Origin of the sequence: Jiella marina (assembly GCF_024359545.1) — a bacterium.
GTDB lineage: Bacteria > Pseudomonadota > Alphaproteobacteria > Rhizobiales > Rhizobiaceae > Jiella.
The window spans coordinates 1-17,339 of the sequence record NZ_JAKQZG010000002.1; the positions used below are offsets into that span (position 1 = coordinate 1).

The 17,339-nt window shown below is 65.1% G+C and carries 13 protein-coding genes; 8 read left to right on the forward strand and 5 right to left on the reverse strand.

All coding sequences use genetic code 11. From position 1 onward, the window contains the following. Positions 1–332 precede the first annotated feature (332 nt). Positions 333–1,781, reverse strand: a complete 1,449-nt coding sequence (locus MF134_RS03520) for an Nramp family divalent metal transporter (RefSeq protein WP_457589942.1) — start codon at positions 1,779–1,781, stop codon at positions 333–335. Positions 1,782–1,921: 140 nt separating this feature from the next. Between MF134_RS03520 and MF134_RS03525 the strand changes: the two genes are divergently transcribed. Then, complete coding sequence (locus MF134_RS03525) at positions 1,922–2,356, forward strand: Fur family transcriptional regulator (protein ID WP_255338026.1); 435 nt, start codon at positions 1,922–1,924, stop codon at positions 2,354–2,356. Between the two features lie 106 nt (positions 2,357–2,462). Then, on the forward strand, positions 2,463–3,167 hold the full coding sequence (locus MF134_RS03530; RefSeq protein ID WP_255338027.1) for a DUF4336 domain-containing protein: 705 nt from the start codon (positions 2,463–2,465) through the stop codon (positions 3,165–3,167). Between the two features lie 40 nt (positions 3,168–3,207). Here the strand turns inward: MF134_RS03530 and MF134_RS03535 are convergent, their stop codons facing one another. Both MF134_RS03535 and MF134_RS03540 read right to left on the reverse strand, forming a co-directional pair. Further along, complete coding sequence (locus MF134_RS03535) at positions 3,208–3,372, reverse strand: hypothetical protein (protein ID WP_255338028.1); 165 nt, start codon at positions 3,370–3,372, stop codon at positions 3,208–3,210. A 226-nt stretch (positions 3,373–3,598) separates the two neighbouring features. Beyond that, the gene (locus MF134_RS03540; RefSeq protein WP_255338029.1) at positions 3,599–3,829 is read right to left on the reverse strand and encodes a hypothetical protein; all 231 of its coding nucleotides are present in this window, start codon (positions 3,827–3,829) and stop codon (positions 3,599–3,601) included. 181 nt (positions 3,830–4,010) lie between these two features. Between MF134_RS03540 and rsmI the strand changes: the two genes are divergently transcribed. Both rsmI and MF134_RS03550 read left to right on the forward strand, forming a co-directional pair. Beyond that, positions 4,011–4,898, forward strand: coding sequence for a 16S rRNA (cytidine(1402)-2'-O)-methyltransferase (gene rsmI / locus MF134_RS03545; RefSeq protein ID WP_255338030.1), 888 nt, complete (start codon positions 4,011–4,013; stop codon positions 4,896–4,898). Next, positions 4,895–5,287 carry a YraN family protein gene (locus MF134_RS03550; protein ID WP_255338031.1) on the forward strand — a complete coding sequence of 131 codons (393 nt, stop codon included), beginning with the start codon at positions 4,895–4,897 and terminating at the stop codon, positions 5,285–5,287. Before rsmI ends, MF134_RS03550 begins: the two co-directional genes overlap by 4 nt. A gap of 27 nt (positions 5,288–5,314) precedes the next feature. Here the strand turns inward: MF134_RS03550 and MF134_RS03555 are convergent, their stop codons facing one another. Together MF134_RS03555 and MF134_RS03560 are read right to left on the reverse strand one after the other, a co-directional pair. After that, a complete protein-coding gene (locus tag MF134_RS03555; protein ID WP_255338032.1) occupies positions 5,315–6,766 on the reverse strand; it encodes a phosphomannomutase in 1,452 nt (483 codons plus the stop codon). Positions 6,767–7,159: 393 nt separating this feature from the next. Continuing rightward, positions 7,160–8,581, reverse strand: a complete 1,422-nt coding sequence (locus tag MF134_RS03560) for a mannose-1-phosphate guanylyltransferase/mannose-6-phosphate isomerase (protein ID WP_255338033.1) — start codon at positions 8,579–8,581, stop codon at positions 7,160–7,162. A 491-nt stretch (positions 8,582–9,072) separates the two neighbouring features. On the opposite strand from MF134_RS03560, the gene MF134_RS03565 reads away from it, so the two are divergent. From MF134_RS03565 to MF134_RS03580, 4 genes are all read left to right on the forward strand, one after another. Continuing rightward, positions 9,073–11,217 (forward strand): di-heme oxidoredictase family protein, encoded by a 2,145-nt coding sequence (locus MF134_RS03565; RefSeq protein WP_255338034.1) that lies wholly within the window; start codon positions 9,073–9,075, stop codon positions 11,215–11,217. A 194-nt stretch (positions 11,218–11,411) separates the two neighbouring features. After that, the gene (locus MF134_RS03570; RefSeq protein WP_255338035.1) at positions 11,412–12,458 is read left to right on the forward strand and encodes an OmpA family protein; all 1,047 of its coding nucleotides are present in this window, start codon (positions 11,412–11,414) and stop codon (positions 12,456–12,458) included. A 321-nt stretch (positions 12,459–12,779) separates the two neighbouring features. Then, a complete protein-coding gene (locus tag MF134_RS03575) occupies positions 12,780–15,749 on the forward strand; it encodes a caspase family protein (RefSeq protein WP_255338036.1) in 2,970 nt (989 codons plus the stop codon). A gap of 85 nt (positions 15,750–15,834) precedes the next feature. After that, positions 15,835–17,310, forward strand: coding sequence for a hypothetical protein (locus MF134_RS03580; RefSeq protein ID WP_255338037.1), 1,476 nt, complete (start codon positions 15,835–15,837; stop codon positions 17,308–17,310). Positions 17,311–17,339: the final 29 nt, after the last annotated feature.

Below are 17,339 nucleotides of genomic sequence, written 5' to 3' on the forward strand. Positions count from 1 at the left end.
ACAAACATGTTGTCGTCGGGTGATGCGGGCAAGCCGCCTTCATCATCCCTTTGTCATTCCGACCGAAGTCCGAAAGATCGTTTGATCGGCGTTTTCGGCAACCTTTAGAGCGAACCGGAGGGCTCGCCGGCGGCGCCGTCGCCGTCGATGGGTGGCTTATAGGCCCTGGCCCTTTTCGAAGTCAACGACTTTTTTCGAGAAAAATTCGAAGCCTTCAAAACCCGCAAAAATCGCCGGAAAACGCAGCATTTTCAGCGTTCCGGGGCGTCATCAGTGCGTCATGGGGGTATCGAATCGAACGAATCGGCACGCGATTTTTTCGGCCTCGCAAATCAGATTCCCCCATTGCCGGCGAGAAAGTCCCAAACGAGCTTCGTATTGAGAACGACGATCAGCACCGCGATGATCGCCGCGAGCGCAAGGAGCCATCTGGAGGGGCGCAACTTGCCCATCTTCTCGCTCTGGCTGGAGAACAGCACGAGTGGAATCACCGCAAAGGGCAGCTGCAGCGACAGGACGACCTGGGAAAGGACGAGAAGTTCGGCCGCGCCCGTCTCGCCATAGGAAATGATGGCAAAGGCGGCGGGCACGATCGCCAGTCCGCGCGTGATCAGTCGCCGGAGAACGACCGGCAGCCGCATCCGCAGGAAGCCCTGCATGACGATCTGCCCCGCCATGGTGGCGGTCACGGTCGAGGAAAGGCCCGAGGCCAGAAGCGCGACCGCAAAGAGAATCGGGGCAAGCGCCGAGCCCAGCAGCGGCTCGAGAAGCGCATGCGCATCGGTGAGATCCTCGACCTTTCCGGCGCCCGATCCCTGGAAGGCGGCCGCGGCCAGAATCAGGATCGCCGCATTCACGAGAAAGGCAAAAGCGAGCGCCACAGAGGAATCGATCGTGGCGAATCGGATCGCTGCACGACGCCCGCCCTTTTCCTGGTCATAGGCGCGCGTGTGGAGAACGCCCGTATGAAGATAGAGATTGTGAGGCATCACCGTCGCGCCGAGGATACCGAGCGCGATGTAAAGCATCGCCCCGTTCGTCACGATCTCGGGCGAGGGGAACAGGCCTGCGGCGATCTCGGCGATCGCGGGCTGGGCGAGGATCAGCTCGCCGACGAAACAGACGGCGATGATCAGGATCATCGTCGCCACGAAGGCCTCGATATAGCGGAAACCGCGATTCTGGAGATAGAGAATCAGGAAGACGTCGAGCGCGGTGACGACCACGCCCCAGACCAGCGGCAGGCCGAACAGAAGCTGCAGGCCAATCGCGGTTCCGATCACCTCGGCAAGATCGGTGGCGATGATGGCAAGTTCGGCCAGCACCCAGAGGGGCAGCGAGACCCAGCGAGGGAAATACTCCCGGCAGGCCTGGGCAAGGTCGAGACCGGTGGCGATGGCGAAGCGCGCACAGAGCGCCTGCAGGAGAATCGCCATCAACGAGGATAGAAGCACCGCGGCGAGAAGCGTGTAGCCGAATTGCGAGCCGCCGGCGATCGAGGTCGCCCAGTTGCCGGGATCCATGTAGCCGACCGCCACGAGAAAGCCGGGGCCGACAAAGGCAAGGAAGCGCCGAAAGACTCCGCCGGAACCGACCGCCACCGAGCGATGGGATTCGTCGAGAGAGGCGACATGCCCGCTTCCCCCCAGGGGGCCGCCCTCCGATTGCGGTTCTTCGGTCCGTTTTGCCGTAATTGTCTTTTGTCCCTGCCTGGCCGTTCTGTGGGTCGCGTCAAGGCTGAACTCACGGGCCCTGCAAAGGATGCGGCCTTCCTTTTGCATTGCAAATCATTTGCAAAGAAGCGCTCTGGATGATTTGCAGGATCTGGTGCCTTCCGGCGCGACGACCCATGGTCGGGTCCTTGTCCGAGAATGGGGCCGGCAGACGAGCGGGCGCGGTCTGACGATCAACGTCGAAGATCATGGGTGACGGAAACAGCGGAACGGCCATGGACTACGAGACCGTGTTGCGGGCGGCGGGTCTGCGCATCACCCGCCAGCGCCGGACGATCCTCGCCATTCTGGCCGAGGACGACGATCACCCCGACGCCCTGGCGCTTTATCGCCGCGCTTCGCGGATCGACCCGTCGATCTCGCTTTCCACGGTCTATCGGACCATGAAGGTTCTGGAGGAAAAGGGCGCGATCCAGCGTCACACCTTCGAAGGCGGGCCAGCCCGGTTCGAGCAGGCCGGAGGCCGACACCACGATCATCTCATCGACATCGAGACCGGCGAGGTGGTCGAGTTCCGGTCCGACCGGATCGAGCGGTTGCAGGAAATGATCGCCGAGGAACTCGGCTATGAGATCGTGTCCCACCGCCTGGAGCTCTATGGCCGTCGGCGGAAAGCGGATTGAGCGGGGCGGCGTCCGTCTCGAGGGCCGCGCACAGCCCTCCGCTTCCGAACTCGACGGCGGACCCCTATGAATTCGGACCTGTGCCATCGAACCCGGGGAGTCCGCCATGACGCTCATTCCGTTCGGTCCGGATCTCTGGATCGCAGACGGCCCGGTCGTCGAAGCGGCCGCAGGGTTTCATTATCCGACGCGCATGGTCCTGGTGCGGCTTGAGAGTGGCGATCTCTTCGTCTGGTCACCGGTCCGAATCTCGCATGCCCTCCAGGCGGAGGTCGATGCGATCGGACCGGTGCGGCATCTGATTGCTCCGAATGGATTGCACCACGTCTTTCTGGCCGACTGGCTGGCCGTCTATCCGCAGGCGCGGGCTCATGCAGCGCCCGGCTTGCGCCAGAAGCGTCCCGACATCGCCTTCGCCACTGACCTCGGGGACGTCGCGGATGAAGGATGGAGCGATGAGATCGAGCAGGTCGTGGTGGCGAACCGCATCACCACCGAGGTCGTCTTCTTCCATCGGCGCAGCCGGACGGTCCTGATTACCGATCTCCTGCAGCAATTTCCGTCGAACTGGTTCTCGGGATGGCGTGCCGCGGTAGCCTGGATGGACGGCATGATCGCGTCAGAACCGTGCATGCCGGCCAAGTTCCGTCTGGCCTTTCTGGGCCGTCCCGCCGGGCGCACGGCGCTTTCCCGCATCCTCGCCTGGCCGACGGACAAAATCGTCATGGCCCATGCTCCGCTCGTCGAACGGGGCGGTCGTGCGCTCTTGTCACGGGCCTTTGCCAGACTGTCCGAACCCGCCGGGGAATGATCAATCGGATTTTCTGCGCGAAAATCACCCCTGCCGAAGGTCAGGGCAGCGGTGTCACGACCAGCGCAGCTGCGGTGCCGCCGATCATCATGCCAAGCGTCACATCGTCGAAGGTGACGGCAAAGGCGAAGGCAAAGAGCGCCGCCATTGCGAGAAGCAGCGGCAGGATGACGAAAAGGGCAGTCTGTCGGATGGTGCGACTCATGGGGTATCGTCCTGTTGCGCGCGACGGCGGCCGATCTTCCGCCGCCGTTCGTTTTCGATGATGACGAAGAGATATTGGAAAAGCCTGAGCGCTCGCTGTGACGGCCGTCACAGCCCAAAGCAGACGCGGTGTCGCGCGAACCGACCACAACGCGGCGCGCAAACGAAAAACCCCCGACGTCCGTGACGCCGAGGGCTCTCGATCTGCTTCCGAGTCGGGGCGATGCTCAGTGGCAGACCTTGAAGCGCTTCCACTTGAAGATCGGCTTGCCGTAGTAGTCGTAGCCGATGAAGATCTTCTTCTTGATCCAGTTACAGTGCTTCTTGTAGCCGACGAACTTGTGGAAGCCGTGCGACTTGTGAAAGCCGTGCGACTTGTAGCCGGCATTCGCGGTCGAGGCCGTGGCGGTCGCGACGACGGCGAGGGTGGCAAGGCCGATCAGGGTCTTCTTGAACATGGTCTCTTCTCCTTGGTTTGGCGGGTGAGGCCTCTTGCCTCGCCCGATGAGAAGGACCCTACCGAGACGGTCGCCCGGTCGCTGTGTCGCGTGTCACAGGCCGACACAGGCTTCCAACGGCGTTTTAAGGCGCGCATGAACGCGATTGTCAGGAGCGGGCCGGAGCCGGTACAGCGAGACGATGAACGATCCCCACCCCCGTTTCACGCTCTTCGGCCAGACGCGCCCGGCCTCGCGCCCGGAGGCGGCGCTTTATCTCGTTGCGACACCGATCGGAAACCTCGGCGACATCACGCTTCGGGCGCTCGAGATCATCGCCGGAGCCGACCGGCTCGCCTGCGAGGACACCCGCGTCACCGGAAAGCTCCTCCAGCGCTTCGGGATCGAGCGGCGGATGACGCCCTATCACGAGCACAACGCCGCCGAGGCAGGGCCTGCTCTGATCGCCGCGATAGAAGCGGGCGAATCCGTGGCGCTGGTCTCCGACGCGGGCACGCCGCTCGTCTCCGATCCGGGCTACCGGCTGGTGCAGAGCGCCCATGAGGCCGACGTCAGGGTGGTGCCGATCCCCGGCGCCTCGGCGGTGACCACGGCGCTTCTGGCGAGTGGCCTGCCGACGGACGCGTTCTTCTTCGCCGGATTTCTGCCGCAGAAGGAAAAGGCCCGGGCCGAACGGCTGGAGGCCCTGGCCCGGATCCCCGGAACGCTGATCTTCTTCGAAGCGCCGTACCGGATCGCGGCAAGCCTTGCGGCGATGGCGGACGCCTATCCCGAGCGAGACGCCGCCGTCTGCCGCGAACTCACCAAGATGCACGAGACGGTCTATCGTGGCCCCCTGCCCGAACTCGCGCGGCAGTTTTCGGACATGGGCGACGTGCGCGGCGAGATCGTCGTGTGCATCGCGCCGCCGCCGGAAGCCGCAAAGGCGGGCGAGGCCGATGCCGACCAGATCCTCGCCGGCCTGCTGGAGGAGATGAAACCGGCCAAGGCCGCTCAGGAGGCGGCGAAGCTCACCGGCCTTCCCCGCCGTGATCTCTATCAGCGCGCCCTTGAGATCAAAGGAAAATGAGCCGGCAGCCGCGCGGCCAGCCGGATGCGAAGGCAGCAAAGCGTCGCCATCTTGGCCGCGGCCATCGCGGCGAGTGGCTTGCCGCCTGGGCGCTGCGGCTGAAGGGCTACCGAATCCTCGCGCGGCAATTCCGAACCAGGGCGGGCGAGGTCGACATCATCGCCCGGCGCGGCAACCTCGTCGCGGTCGTCGAGGTGAAGGCCCGGCCGACGCTGACAGCGGCGATGGATGCCGTCGGCCCGATGGCCCAGCGCCGGATCGAGGCCGCCGCCGATCTCTGGCTCACACGCCAGCCGGATTATCACAAGCTGTCGCTGCGCTTCGACATCGTCGCCGTCCTTCCGAAGCGCTGGCCGGTGCATGTGAAGGACGCCTGGCGCGGACGCTGATCGCAGTTCCGCCGGCGGTCTTCATCTCTACGACGCGGTTTGCACCGACAGGGCTTTCTCGGCTGCTTCGAGGCCCCAGGCGAGAAGCCGCTCGGCTGCTTCTGCGCTCGCCGCCTCCACATAGCATCTGAGTTCCGGTGCGTTTCCGGAGGCCCGGTAATGGACCGACTCTCCGGAGACGAGCATCACCCGGACACCGTCGAGGCGGTTGTTTTCGGCGACAGCCCCGACCGGCTCGAAGAAGCCTTCGCGCCAGGTTTCGTCATCGGCAAGACGCCGCAGGAAGGGCGCGCTCTTCTCGGCCGGGACCTCTTTGAGCCGGTGCGCGGCGGTAAAACCGGCATCGAGACCATCGACGAGCTTTGCGAGCGGAGTGCGGCTGGCTGCGACTTCGCACAGGACCGAAAGGATCGGCAGGACGCTGTCGCGGGTGGGCAGCGCTTCGAGCCGGCGCCCCTGCAGTTCGACCGCAGAACCGAGCAGCAGGCCGCCATTCGCCTCGAAGCCGACGATGCCGGGCTCGCCCGCCCTGGCGGCCTTTTCCATTCCCGCGATGACGAAGGGGCTGCCGACCTTCGTGCGGACGACCTTGGCGGCAATTCCCGAACGCTCGATGGCCGAGCTCGACGTGACTGGGGTAATGATGGTGCGAAGCTTCAGGTGATGGGCGGTGAGAAGTCCGATCACGTCGCCCCGCAGAACCGTCCCGGAGGCGTCCGCGACAAGCGGGCGATCGGCGTCGCCATCGGTCGAGACGAAGGCGTCACAGCGCCCCTCCTCCGCCCAGCCTTTCAGAAGCTTCAGATCCTCCGGGCGATGGGCTTCGGTGTCGACCGGAATGAAGGCATCTGCCCGGCCATAGGCGATGGTCTCGGCACCGAGCCCTTCGATCACGCGGACGAGAAGATCGCGGGCGACGGAGGAATGTTGATAGACGCCGATTGTCAGACCCGACAGTGCGTCTGGACCGAAGAATCGCTCATAGCGCGCCACGAAGGGCGTCTGCGCATCAAGGGCCTCGGCGCGGTGTTCCCACTCGGCCAGCGCCTCGAATTCGAGAAGATCATCTTCGCGAAGCGCGCCGAAGGCTTCCAGAATGCCGGCTTCGTCCGCCTTGCCGATCTCGCCAGTTGGCGAATAGAACTTCAAACCGTTGCGATCGTCGGGGATATGGCTTCCGGTCACCATGATCGCCGCCGCGTGCCACGCCATAGCGGCATGGGCGAGGGCCGGCGTCGGCACGGCTCCGCAGTCGATGGGTTCGAAACCCGCCGCTTCGGCGGCTGCGAGAACGAGCCCGGCGATCCGCGGGCTGCTCGACCTGAGGTCCCGTCCGACCAGAACCTGCCGCGAGGCGGTGGCAAGATTGTTGGCGTCGAGATAGCGCAGAAAGGCCAGACTGTACGCGTAGCATGGCCACCCGAGGAGATCGGTGACGAGGCCGCGCAGGCCGCTGGTCCCGAATTTCAGGCTCGACATGGGTGGTTCCTTTTTCGCCATGAGACACACGCCGTGGGAAATGGCCGCGAAGAATGAAGCTTCGTCATTCTCGAGCCCATCCCTACAACATTCACACATTTTCGATGAAACGCTTCACGGGTAGGCGATAGCGAGACGCGGCAACCCCCAGAAACACATTATCTTCAGGTTGCTAGCCCCCCTATAGGCCGTCATCCTCGGGCTTGTCCCGAGGATCTACCGAAAGGAGTTCGTAGGGCTCTTCTTGAGCGGAAGGGCATTCGGTGACGATTTTGGCCCTTCGTCGGCAGTAGATCCTCGGGACAAGCCCGAGGATGACGAAGCATCGAGGCGTGCTTCTTGATTTTCAAGAGGTGGTGTCGGCAATTCCTTGGTCCTTCCGCAGCCCCCTCATTACCCCCGCGCGTAGATATCCTCGATCCGCACGATGTCGTCCTCGCCAGTGTAGCTGCCGACCTGCACCTCGATGAGCTTCAGGTCGATCTTGCCGGGATTGTGCAGGCGGTGGACACAGCCGATGGGCAGATAGGCGGCTTCGTTCTCGTGATAGAACTTCACTTCGCCGTCGATCGTCACCTCGGCCGTCCCGTGAACGACCACCCAGTGCTCGGCGCGGTGATGGTGGCGCTGCAGGGACAGGCGACCGCCGGGTTTGACGCAGATATGCTTCACCTGGAACCGGTCGCCGATATCGATGCGCTGATACCAGCCCCAGGGCCGGTGCATGCGCAGATGCTCGCCGGCCTCCCGGCGGCCGGACTTCTTGAGTTCGGCGACCAGAGTCTTCACTTTCGGCGCCGCCTTCATCGAGGAGACCAGCACCGCGTCATGGGTGGTCACGACCACCACGTCGTCGAGGCCGACGACAGTTGTCAGCGCTTCTTCCGAGCGCACGAAGCTGTTCTTCGTGTCGAGCGCGACGACGTCACCTTCCAGCCGGTTGCCGTCCTCGTCCTTGGGCTTCACTGCATAGAGTGAGTCCCAGGAGCCGATGTCCGACCAGCCGAAATCGGCGGCGACGACGCCGCCCACCTTGGTCTTTTCCATCACAGCATAGTCGATCGAGATCGTCGGCGAGGCCGCAAAGGCCGCAGCATCGAGGCGGACGAAGTCGAGATCGCGCGTAGCCTTTTCCACCGCCTCGCGGGCCGCCGACAGGACATTCGGAGCGTGGGTCTTCAGCTCCTCCAGCATGATCTCGGTGGAAAAGGCGAAATTGCCGGAATTCCAGACATATCCTTCGGCAATGTAGCCCTCGGCCGTCGCCCGGTCGGGCTTTTCGACGAAGCGCTCGATCGAACGGGCGCCTTCGCCGAGGTCGTCGTCGGAAGGGTGGATGTAGCCATAGGCGGTCGAAGGATGGTCGGGCCGGATGCCGAGGGTCATGATCCGGCCGGTGGCCGCGACCCGAGCGGCCTTTTCGATGGCGCGCCGGAAGCCTGGCTCGTCGGTGATGACGTGATCCGAGGCGAGAAGCAGGCAGAGGCTGCCGGCCAGTTGCCGTTCGGCGAGCACCGCTCCCACCGCCACCGCAGGCGCACTGTCGCGGCGTTCCGGCTCGAGCACGATCTCGGCCTCGACCCCGATCCGCGCCAACTGTTCGGCGGTGATGAAACGGAAATCGTTGTTGGTGACGACGATGGGCCTCCCGAACCCCTCGCCGACCACTCGGCGGACCGTCGCCTGGAAGGCGGACAGACCGGCATCCAGCAGCTCGATGAACTGCTTCGGCATCGTGTCGCGCGAGACCGGCCAGAGCCGCGATCCCGCCCCGCCGGCCATGATGATCGGGACAATGGGAGGCAATTGGGTCATGGGTTTGTCACACCGCTCTTCGCAGACAACGTCAGGCCGCATTTGCCTTGACCGACGTCTTCTTCGTTGCTTTAGCAGATCGCCGCTTCTGACGGACAGGATGACACGAAAAAACTGGTCGAATGCCTAACGGCCCGATGCCGGCCTGACGACGTCGTGACGACAGCGCATGAAATTTCCGTTGCGTAAGAATCTGATCCCGCAGTACCATTGCCTTGCAGGTCTGTCGTCTCTCGGGCGCCACGAGCCCTCATGAACGACAGCAGCGCCAAAAACGCTCTTGGCCTTCCACTGCGGCAGAGGCGAACCGAATGGCTGCCGCCTCAGAGAAATGGACATGACGGCCGAGATCAAGAAGACGCAGACGTCAGGACTTGCGATCGCGCTGAAATCATTTCCATCGCTCTTTCCTCCCGCCATAGTGTTGCGGCGGCACGCCATCAACGAGTCCGCTGAGAAAAACGTCACCCGATTGGGGAGGCCCTGAACCGATGCCCTCGAACATGATCCGCAACGCCATTCTCGCCGGCACGGCCCTGACCGTGCTCGTCGCTGCGGCCACGCCGTTGCACGCCCAGTTGAGCGACGCCATCAACGACGCCATTCTCGGCGGCGGCTCCCAGCAGACCCAGCCGCCAGCGGCCCAGCCGCCGGCGGCCAACCCCGATCCACAGCCCGCCCCGGCCGCGCCCTCTCCTCCCAATCCGGAGCCGATCCCGGCGCCGGCAGCCGACGCCCAGCCGGCGCCCGACACGGCCACACCGGCCTATGCCAGCAATCCGACCCCGGTGCCCGGCAACACCGTCCCCGCCGCGACGCGGCTGCCGAACGGTGACGAGCCTTCGCTTGGTGAAGGCATCCGCCTGTCGCAGGACGAGATCTCGAACGGCAATGTCGGCTTCGCCCATGTGATCGAGATCGGACGCCACCTGTTCACCCAGTCCTTCGTTGCGCGCGAAGGCTATGGCGAAGGGCCGACGGGCCCGCGCGAGAAGAAGCGCCGCCAGATGGTCAGCAGCGGTCTTGGCCCGATGGCACCGTTCGCGCAGATCCCCTGGATGCGCGTCCACGGCCTCGACGCCCAGGCCTGTCTCGAATGCCACAACGTCTCGGGTTTCGAGGATCTGGAAGGCGGCGTGACGCCGGGTCGCACGGTGCGGCCGGACCGGGTCTCCGGTGCCGGCGCCGTCACCTCGGCCGCGATCATCAATCCGCTTCTGGAAGATCCCGCGCCGCAATGGGTACTCGACGCCTTCCGCGAGCGCGGTGCCGCCGATCCCGGCAACATGTACGCCGTCTTCCTGCGCAATCCGCCCCATGTTCTCGGCGCCGGCTACACCCAGAAACTCGCCGAGGAGATGACCTTCGACCTCCTGTCCCAGCGCCGCGCGGCGATCAGCCAGGCAGACTCGGCACGCGGCCAGTGGTACGAGATCCGTCTCAATTCCAAGGGCACGAATTTCGGCCGCTATCAGGTCCGCGTCGATCCGAGCGCTCCCTCTCCGGCCGGGCTTCTCCAGCCCTGCGGCGAGAATCCCGGACTGGTCGAGCGATGCGACGGCATCGAGGGCGTCAGCGAGGATTTCGTCGTGCGTCCCTTCCAGTGGAAGGGAATCGCCTCGAACATGCGCAATTTCGTTCGTGACGCGCTGAACTTCCACTTCGGCATGGTGCCGGTGGAACTCGCCCCGAACGATGCCGATCCGGATGGCGACGGGATTGCCAACGAGGTTTCGGTCGGAGAGGTGACGGCGCTCGCCGCCTTCGCGCTCAGCGCCCGGCCGCCCTCGCAGGCGGCCCCGGCCGGCAACCAGGAGCAGGCGCAGGTCGCTCGCGGCCGCGAACTTTTCGAAGGCAGCGGTCTGGCGAATTCCGCCGATGCCTGCGTCACCTGTCACCAGGTGTCGAAGACCGTGCTCAACCCGGTGGTCACCGTGCACGACCCGCGTACCCCGGAAGCCGCCGCCATCGCCTCGCGCGAATCCGCTCGTGGCGGTCCGGCCCTCACGGTCACGGAAAACGGTGTCGGCCTCGGTCAGGCGGCTCCGCGCGGCCTGCCGCTGCCGGTCGAACGGGAGTTCCTCGCCGGTGGCCAGACCTCGGCCCGCGAACGGGCGGTGACCCGGGAAAGCACCCAGGAGACCGGGCGGAACCTGCCGAACGGCGCCGCCTTCGCCTTCAACCTCAACATGAACACGCCGTCCGAGGACCGTGTCTATCAGGCGTCTCAGCCGCGGCTGCCGTCCGATTCCACCGGTGCGATCGAGGTGCCGCTGTTTTCGGACCTGAAGCGTCACGCCATGGGCCGGTGCCTCGCCGACGTCATCCGCCAGCAGACCGATCGCGAGGGCGTCTTCGTGCCGCGCGACCAGTATGTGACTCGCCCGCTCTGGGGTGTTGCGGATACCGGGCCGTGGCTGCATGACGGACGCGCGCTCAGCCTGCGCGACGCGATCCTGAAGCACGCCGACAGCGCCTGCCCGGATGACGGTTCCGGCCTCGTCAGCGAGGCGAACGGCGCGGTCGCCGCGTTCCAGGCCCTGTCGCCGGCCGACCAGGATGCGCTGATCGCCTTCCTGCGCACCCTGCGCCTGCCGCGGGACGCCAGCTTCGACAATGTCGCCGTGAACCGCTGATCCGCACGTTCACGCACAAGCCTTCGCTCGCCCCGGTCGGATCTCCCTGGCCGGGGCGAGCGCGTTTCGATCCCAAAGGGGTGGTGTGCCGCCTTTGTGGATCCGGACCACAGACTGCTCCCGAAGCTGAATCGATCTGAGCTTTCCACTCACGGCACGGAATGCAGCGAGCATTCGACGTGAGGAGAACAAAGATGCGTTCGAAACTGACCACTACCGCCCTCTGGTCCACGATGTTCGCGGTCGGCGCAAGCCTGCTGCCGACGACCGCTGGAGCGGACGGATATTACGGCCCGCGCGCCAGTGCTGCCCAGATCAACCGGATCATCGGCTCGTCCACCAGCCATGGCGGCTACGGCAGCCATGCGAGCTACAAGTCGCACCACACCGGCTATTATGGCGGTTACAGGTCGCATCATCGCGGCTATGGCAGCTATTCCACCCATGTGGGCTACGGCCACTATTCCGGTTCCACCGGCCACGATCTCGATGATTTCGATTATGTCGCGCGGCCCTACCGGAACTATGACGGCCGCCTCGTCTACAGCTACCAGACGGTTTCGCCGTTCACGGACACGGTCGAATATGTCGAGATCGAAGAGTATTCGCAGCCCGTGAAGCGTTCGGCCTATCAGCCCGCGCCGATGGACGAGCCCGAGGCGCGCACCGATGTCGGACAGCCGATCCTGTTCATGACCGGCAGCGAGCTGCTCAGCGAGACGGCCGTCGCCGATCTCGATAAGATCGGCGAGATCCTCGGTGCCTATACGGACACCGATGTGAAGATCCTACTCTCGGCCTATACCGACGCCTCCGGCACGCGCGAGCAGAACGTCCGGATTTCGACGAAGCGGATCGAGACGGTGAAGACCTATCTCACCGAGAAGTTCGAGATCCCGGCCGACCGCTTCGTGGAAGCGGCGATCGGCGAAGCGACCGCGCCCGGCGTAGACGACCCCTATGCCCCAGAAAACCGCCGGGTTGTCGTCTCGCTTCTGGGTGTCGATCTCGATCGCCCGGGCGATACGCCCGTCGCCAGCGCCAAGGGCGACGCCATGATGGACGACGCCGCGCCTCAGCCGAAGGCGAGCTACCGGGCCGCAGCTTACGAGACCTGCACGGTCCCGGCCTATCCCTATTCGTCGCAGAAGGTTACCGGCCGCCTCGTCGCCGCCGGCTTCCAGGATCTCGACGATTTCGGCGGCGGACGGCTGATCCAAGTGTGCAAGGTTTCCAACTGAGCACCGGCACAGCCGGCTTCACCCGGTCTTGATCGTGGCGTGCGGACCTTAACCATCCGTTCGCCACGATCTCCCTTGACGCAGCGTGCGGTCGGTCCCTCTGCCGGTGGCCTGTTCGGACCGCATCCCCGCCACGACAGACCCGCGCGAGAGCACGGGAGCGGCCGCCAGGCCCCCGGACCTGTTCCCTGCCGTTAAGTTCATGCTAGAACTCTCTTGGTCATAGAGGATGACACGATGATGAGTGGAGTATCGAGCATCGGTTCTATCCTACGGCAAGTTGCGTCTTTCCTCGTCTTTTGTCTTGCGATCAATTTGTCCGTGGCACAGGCGCAGGAAAGCGAACGCTACGCGCGCGGCCTGCCGATCGCCGATCAGGCGCGCCTGGAGGTCACCTCGGCGATCGCCGGCATCCTGACCTCCAACTGCATCGCCCCTGACGCGCCACGTCCCTATGATCTGACCTATCTCGGCCTGCCGGCCGGTGACCCGCATGTCAGCGAGAACGTCCGCTCGCGCATCAATGGCGCGCTGCAGGAAGCGCTGCGCACCTCGGGTCTCGCCATCAACGTCAACACCGCGGAAAACGCCCGGGTACTCGTGCCGATCCTCGGCAGCGGCGCGGAGAGCGGCCGGCGACTGGAGCAGGTGGTCAACCGGCTCTACGCCTCGACCTTCGCGGTCGCCGTCCAGGCCACGCGGCCGACCGTCGACGTCGCCCGGCTCACCGTTTCGATCTTCGCGCGCTCGGGCTCGGGCTCCTACACCTGCAATCGCACCGTGACGCTCGACCTGCATCTGCCAAGCTTCACCGTCATCGAGAATTTCCGGGGACCGAGCGCCGATCTGGTCGAGCTTGCCGGTGCCTATCAGGCGGTTCTCGCCGGCATCGCACCGAAGCTGACCAATGCCAGCGCTCTCGCATTCCGGCCGGAAGTGCGGGTCGAGGGGATCTGCTCGCTTTCCGAACGCGCCTCCGACACCTTCACCACCGCCTATTTCCAGATGCAGGAAGGCGAACTCGCCGCCTGGCTCGACGGCAAGTCGCTGCCGGCGCTGAAGACCGGTCCGGTCGGTGACGGCGAGGACGGGATCGTCATGGACGTGACCTACCGCCTGCCGGACACGGCCGCGCGCCTCGTCGACCTGACCATCACGATCCGCTCCGAAAACACCGTCCTCGCCCGCCGCCGCGCCCTTGCCGTGACCGATGTGGACATGCTCGACGGTTGCCGCCCGGCCACGCCCAGGGAGGCGGCCACGGACGAGGACAAGACGACCCGCCTCGCCGCCTCGAGCGACGACGGTGCGACGCCGGCCGGAGAAGAGATCGACACGAACGGTATCGCCAGCGACGGCAACGACTTCATCGGGGCAGACGATCGCAGTGACGACGGGCAGCCGCAGCGCCACCTCTTCGTCATCGCCAATCACGACTATCGCTATGCGGAGGGCGTGCGTTACGCCCAGCACGATGCGGCGGCGATCGAGAAGCTGTTCGTCGAGCAGTTCGGCCTCGCGCCCGCCAACATCACCCGCTACGACAATTTGACCAAGGCCGAGCTCGAATATCTGTTCGGCGACGCCCGCAGGCCGGGCACGATCGCCAATCAGATCTCCTCGCCCGACGCGGAAGTCTATGTCTATTTCGTCGGCCACGGCTCGCGCGCCTTCATGGCGGCCCCGGACGACACGACCCCCTATCTTCTCGGCTCGGACAGCCGGGCCGACCGGCTCGACCTGACGGGTTACAATCTCAACGTCATGATCGAGCAGCTCGCGGCGATGCGCAAACGCATCTTTCCCAAGGGCCGGGCGATCGTGATGCTGGAAAGCTGCTTCTCCGGCCGCTCCGATGCCGGCGATCTGGTGACCGGCATCAGCGCCCCGAATTCCGGGACGCCGCCGCAGGTGAAGACGCAGGAAGGCGTGACGCTGATCGCGGCGGCCCATTCCGATCAGGTGGCCGTCTGGGATTCCGACTATCGCCACGGCGTGTTCACCGACGCTCTGGTCTCGGGCCTTTACGGCGAGGCCGACCAGACCCGCTTCGGCGGCAATGGCGACGGTATCATCACCGTCGGCGAGCTGGAGGATTTCCTGCAAACCCGCGTCTCGCGGCGGATCAAGCAGGTCCGGCCCGAATTCCGGCAGACGCCGGAAATCGCCGGGGCCACCGCATCCGAAATCCTGTTCCGGCTACCGGAAGACGGCGTCGGCCGGGAAGAGGCCACCGAACGCGAGCATTACGAGCGGCTGACGGCCCGCGAGATCCTGGAATCGAAGAATCTCGGCGGGGTGCAATCCTATCTGCGCGGCTGCGTCTACTGCCCACTCAAGAACGAATTGCGCGAGCTCGTGCAGAACGAGCGCCGCCGCGAGGCGGTCTGCCGGGCCGAGGAGCGGCACGCCGCGGACCTCCTGCGGCGCGGCAGCAAGCTGGAGATCGGTGCCTATCTGCAAAGCTGCGAATGCTGCCAGAAGCGGCAGGAGCTGGAACAGGAACTCGCCAAGCTGAAGGCGCCCGATCCGGCCGCCCTGAAGGACGAAGCCCTTTGGACGGCGGCCGAGCGGGACGGTACCATCGATGCCTACTGGTACTATGTCCAGAACTGCGAGGAATGCACGAAAAAGGACGAGGGCGAAAAGAAGGTCGCCGACATCTGCGAGCGGGCCCAGGCGACGGTCGATTCCCAATGGCCGGTCGACAAGTCCTATGACGGGCTGTTGCGCTATCTCGCCAGCTGCAACGACATGCCGCCGGTCTGCGGCGCCTGCCGACGGATTTCCGAGGCGATCAATCTTGTCGCCGAGATCGAGAGCCGGCCGGACTTTTCCTCCGGCGAGGCGGTGCTCGCCTCGCGCGGCGGCCAGCAGCCCGAAATGGCCGCTCCTGCCGATGCCGAGGATCGGCAAGCTTACCGGACGGTGATGCAGTCCTCGAACTCGGACGATTACGACGCCTTTCTGGAGCGTTTCCCCACCAGCGTCTACGTGCCCGAGATCAAGGAGCGTCTGACCAATCTTCTGGCCGAGGAAGCCACCTGGGAAGAGGTCAGCAACGCCCATTCGGTGGAGGCTTATCGCCGCTACGTCTCGCAATATCCGAGCGGAGACCACCTGCGCGAAGCCCGCCGGAGGATCGAGATGCTCGAGGACGAATCGGACTGGCAGGAGGTGCTGATCGAGCGCTCGCGCGACGCGCTCGTGGAGTATCTCGCCAAGCGGCCCAGGGGCCGCTACTCCGAACAGGCACGACGGTTGCTGCGCGAGTTCGACCAGAACGGATGAACCCGCCGGCAGAACGACATGCGGCGGCGGCCCCAAAAGGTTCGCCGCCGCAGTCTTTGGCAAAGACGCGAGAATGAGGTTCGGCATGGGGCAGCCCGACACGCTCTTCACCTGGTCCGAGACCGCGCAGACGGAGTTCGAGGCGCTGGTCGATGGGACGGACGCGACGGATCGCTTCCGCCTGGCGCTCGCCCAGACGATCGCCAATGGCTGGGGCTCCAATCGCGACAAGCCGATCTGGGCGCTCGCCTCGACCCTTGCCCTTCTCGGCGACACGCAAGCCGGCCTCGGCAGCAGTCTCGATCTCCTCTGGGCCCAGCCGACCAAGCTGATCGCCCATCTGCGCGGGTCGGGCCATCCGGCGGTGGCGGCCAATGACGGCGGTTCGGTGCATCTGAAACTGCCGGGCGGCGCGCTGATGCTGGACCGGTTCCGGCTGCGGCTCCTGCAGAAATATCTGGAATTCCTGATCTCCTGCAACGGCTTCCAGCATTCCGAAGAGATCACCGTCGGGCTCGATGCCTGTCTGGCCAATGGCCTCGCGGACAAGGCGACGATCGAGACGACCGTGAAAGCGATCGCACGGATACTCTACCGCTACCGCACCGAACATTTCGACGACGGACACGCCACGTCCGCCTTTTCGATCCTGCGCGCCTATCTCGCCTCCGCCGGCGACGTGATCGATGACGACACCGTCTTCGCCTTCTGGACCGCCGAGGACAACAAGCACTTCCGCACCTATCAGGCGAGCTTCTTCGCCCTGAAGGACTATGTCGACGCGCTGGCCGCCGCCCGGGCCCGCTCGGCGATGCGCCGGGCCGGCGAGATCGACGCGCCCGGCATCGCGGGCGAGCTTTCCGTCGATTTCGTCGACCCGTTCGAAATGGCCGAAGAGGCCGATGAAGAGGATATCGCGGAAGCCGCCGAACAGGCTGCAGCCGCCCGCCATGAGGCCGGCGAGGAAGGCACCAGCGCGGCTCTCAAGGCGATCGCCGACGGCGAGGTGAAGATCCTGAAGAAGAAGGAGGAAATGCTGGCCGCCCCGATCATCTCCTCGGGCGAGTTCGGCTGCAGCCTGCCGGTGGCGACGGTCCGGCTCCTGGCGTTCCACCCGATTCAATCTGCGCTTTCCAATTCCTTGAGGACAGGTCGGGCAACGCTCCCCCTCGAACAGCGCGTGACCTGCGTGGAAGCCCGCCGCTATGGCGATCTTCTGGAAGAGGTGGAGAAGCTCGAAACCGCCATGACGGAATGGCTCAAGATCGCCTTTGCGGTGCGTTCCGAGGAAGCCTCGGGCAATGCAAGGGCGGATGCGATCCGGGCGGAGGGCGTGGCCCTTCTGAAGAGCCGGCGCAGCCAGTCCCTGGCACGACCGCGAGAGGAACTCGCCGCAGCCTTCGCTGCCGTCGAGAGAGCGCTCGTCACGGTCGCCCGCGGACTGGGAGCCTATCGGACGGCCGCCCGCGGCCGCCTGGGCACCGGCGACACGGTCGACGCCGGCTTCGAATCCGACAGGGCGCGCTTCGCCGAGCATCTGCGCCGGCTGTATGTGAACTAACGACTGCGTCCGAAAGCGGACCGACAGAA

Bases quoted from the DNA above. Each gene is read 5' to 3' on its own strand.
- MF134_RS03565 (WP_255338034.1), top strand. From the start codon at position 9,073: ATGCCCTCGAACATGATCCGCAACGCCATTCTCGCCGGCACGGCCCTG.
- MF134_RS03530 (WP_255338027.1), top strand. From the start codon at position 2,463: ATGACGCTCATTCCGTTCGGTCCGGATCTCTGGATCGCAGACGGCCCG.
- MF134_RS03570 (WP_255338035.1), top strand. From the start codon at position 11,412: ATGCGTTCGAAACTGACCACTACCGCCCTCTGGTCCACGATGTTCGCG.
- MF134_RS03550 (WP_255338031.1), top strand. From the start codon at position 4,895: ATGAGCCGGCAGCCGCGCGGCCAGCCGGATGCGAAGGCAGCAAAGCGT.
- MF134_RS03520 (WP_457589942.1), bottom strand. From the start codon at position 1,781: ATGCAAAAGGAAGGCCGCATCCTTTGCAGGGCCCGTGAGTTCAGCCTT.
- MF134_RS03540 (WP_255338029.1), bottom strand. From the start codon at position 3,829: ATGTTCAAGAAGACCCTGATCGGCCTTGCCACCCTCGCCGTCGTCGCG.
- MF134_RS03535 (WP_255338028.1), bottom strand. From the start codon at position 3,372: ATGAGTCGCACCATCCGACAGACTGCCCTTTTCGTCATCCTGCCGCTG.
- MF134_RS03525 (WP_255338026.1), top strand. From the start codon at position 1,922: ATGGGTGACGGAAACAGCGGAACGGCCATGGACTACGAGACCGTGTTG.
- rsmI (WP_255338030.1), top strand. From the start codon at position 4,011: ATGAACGATCCCCACCCCCGTTTCACGCTCTTCGGCCAGACGCGCCCG.
- MF134_RS03580 (WP_255338037.1), top strand. From the start codon at position 15,835: ATGGGGCAGCCCGACACGCTCTTCACCTGGTCCGAGACCGCGCAGACG.
- MF134_RS03555 (WP_255338032.1), bottom strand. From the start codon at position 6,766: ATGTCGAGCCTGAAATTCGGGACCAGCGGCCTGCGCGGCCTCGTCACC.
- MF134_RS03560 (WP_255338033.1), bottom strand. From the start codon at position 8,581: ATGACCCAATTGCCTCCCATTGTCCCGATCATCATGGCCGGCGGGGCG.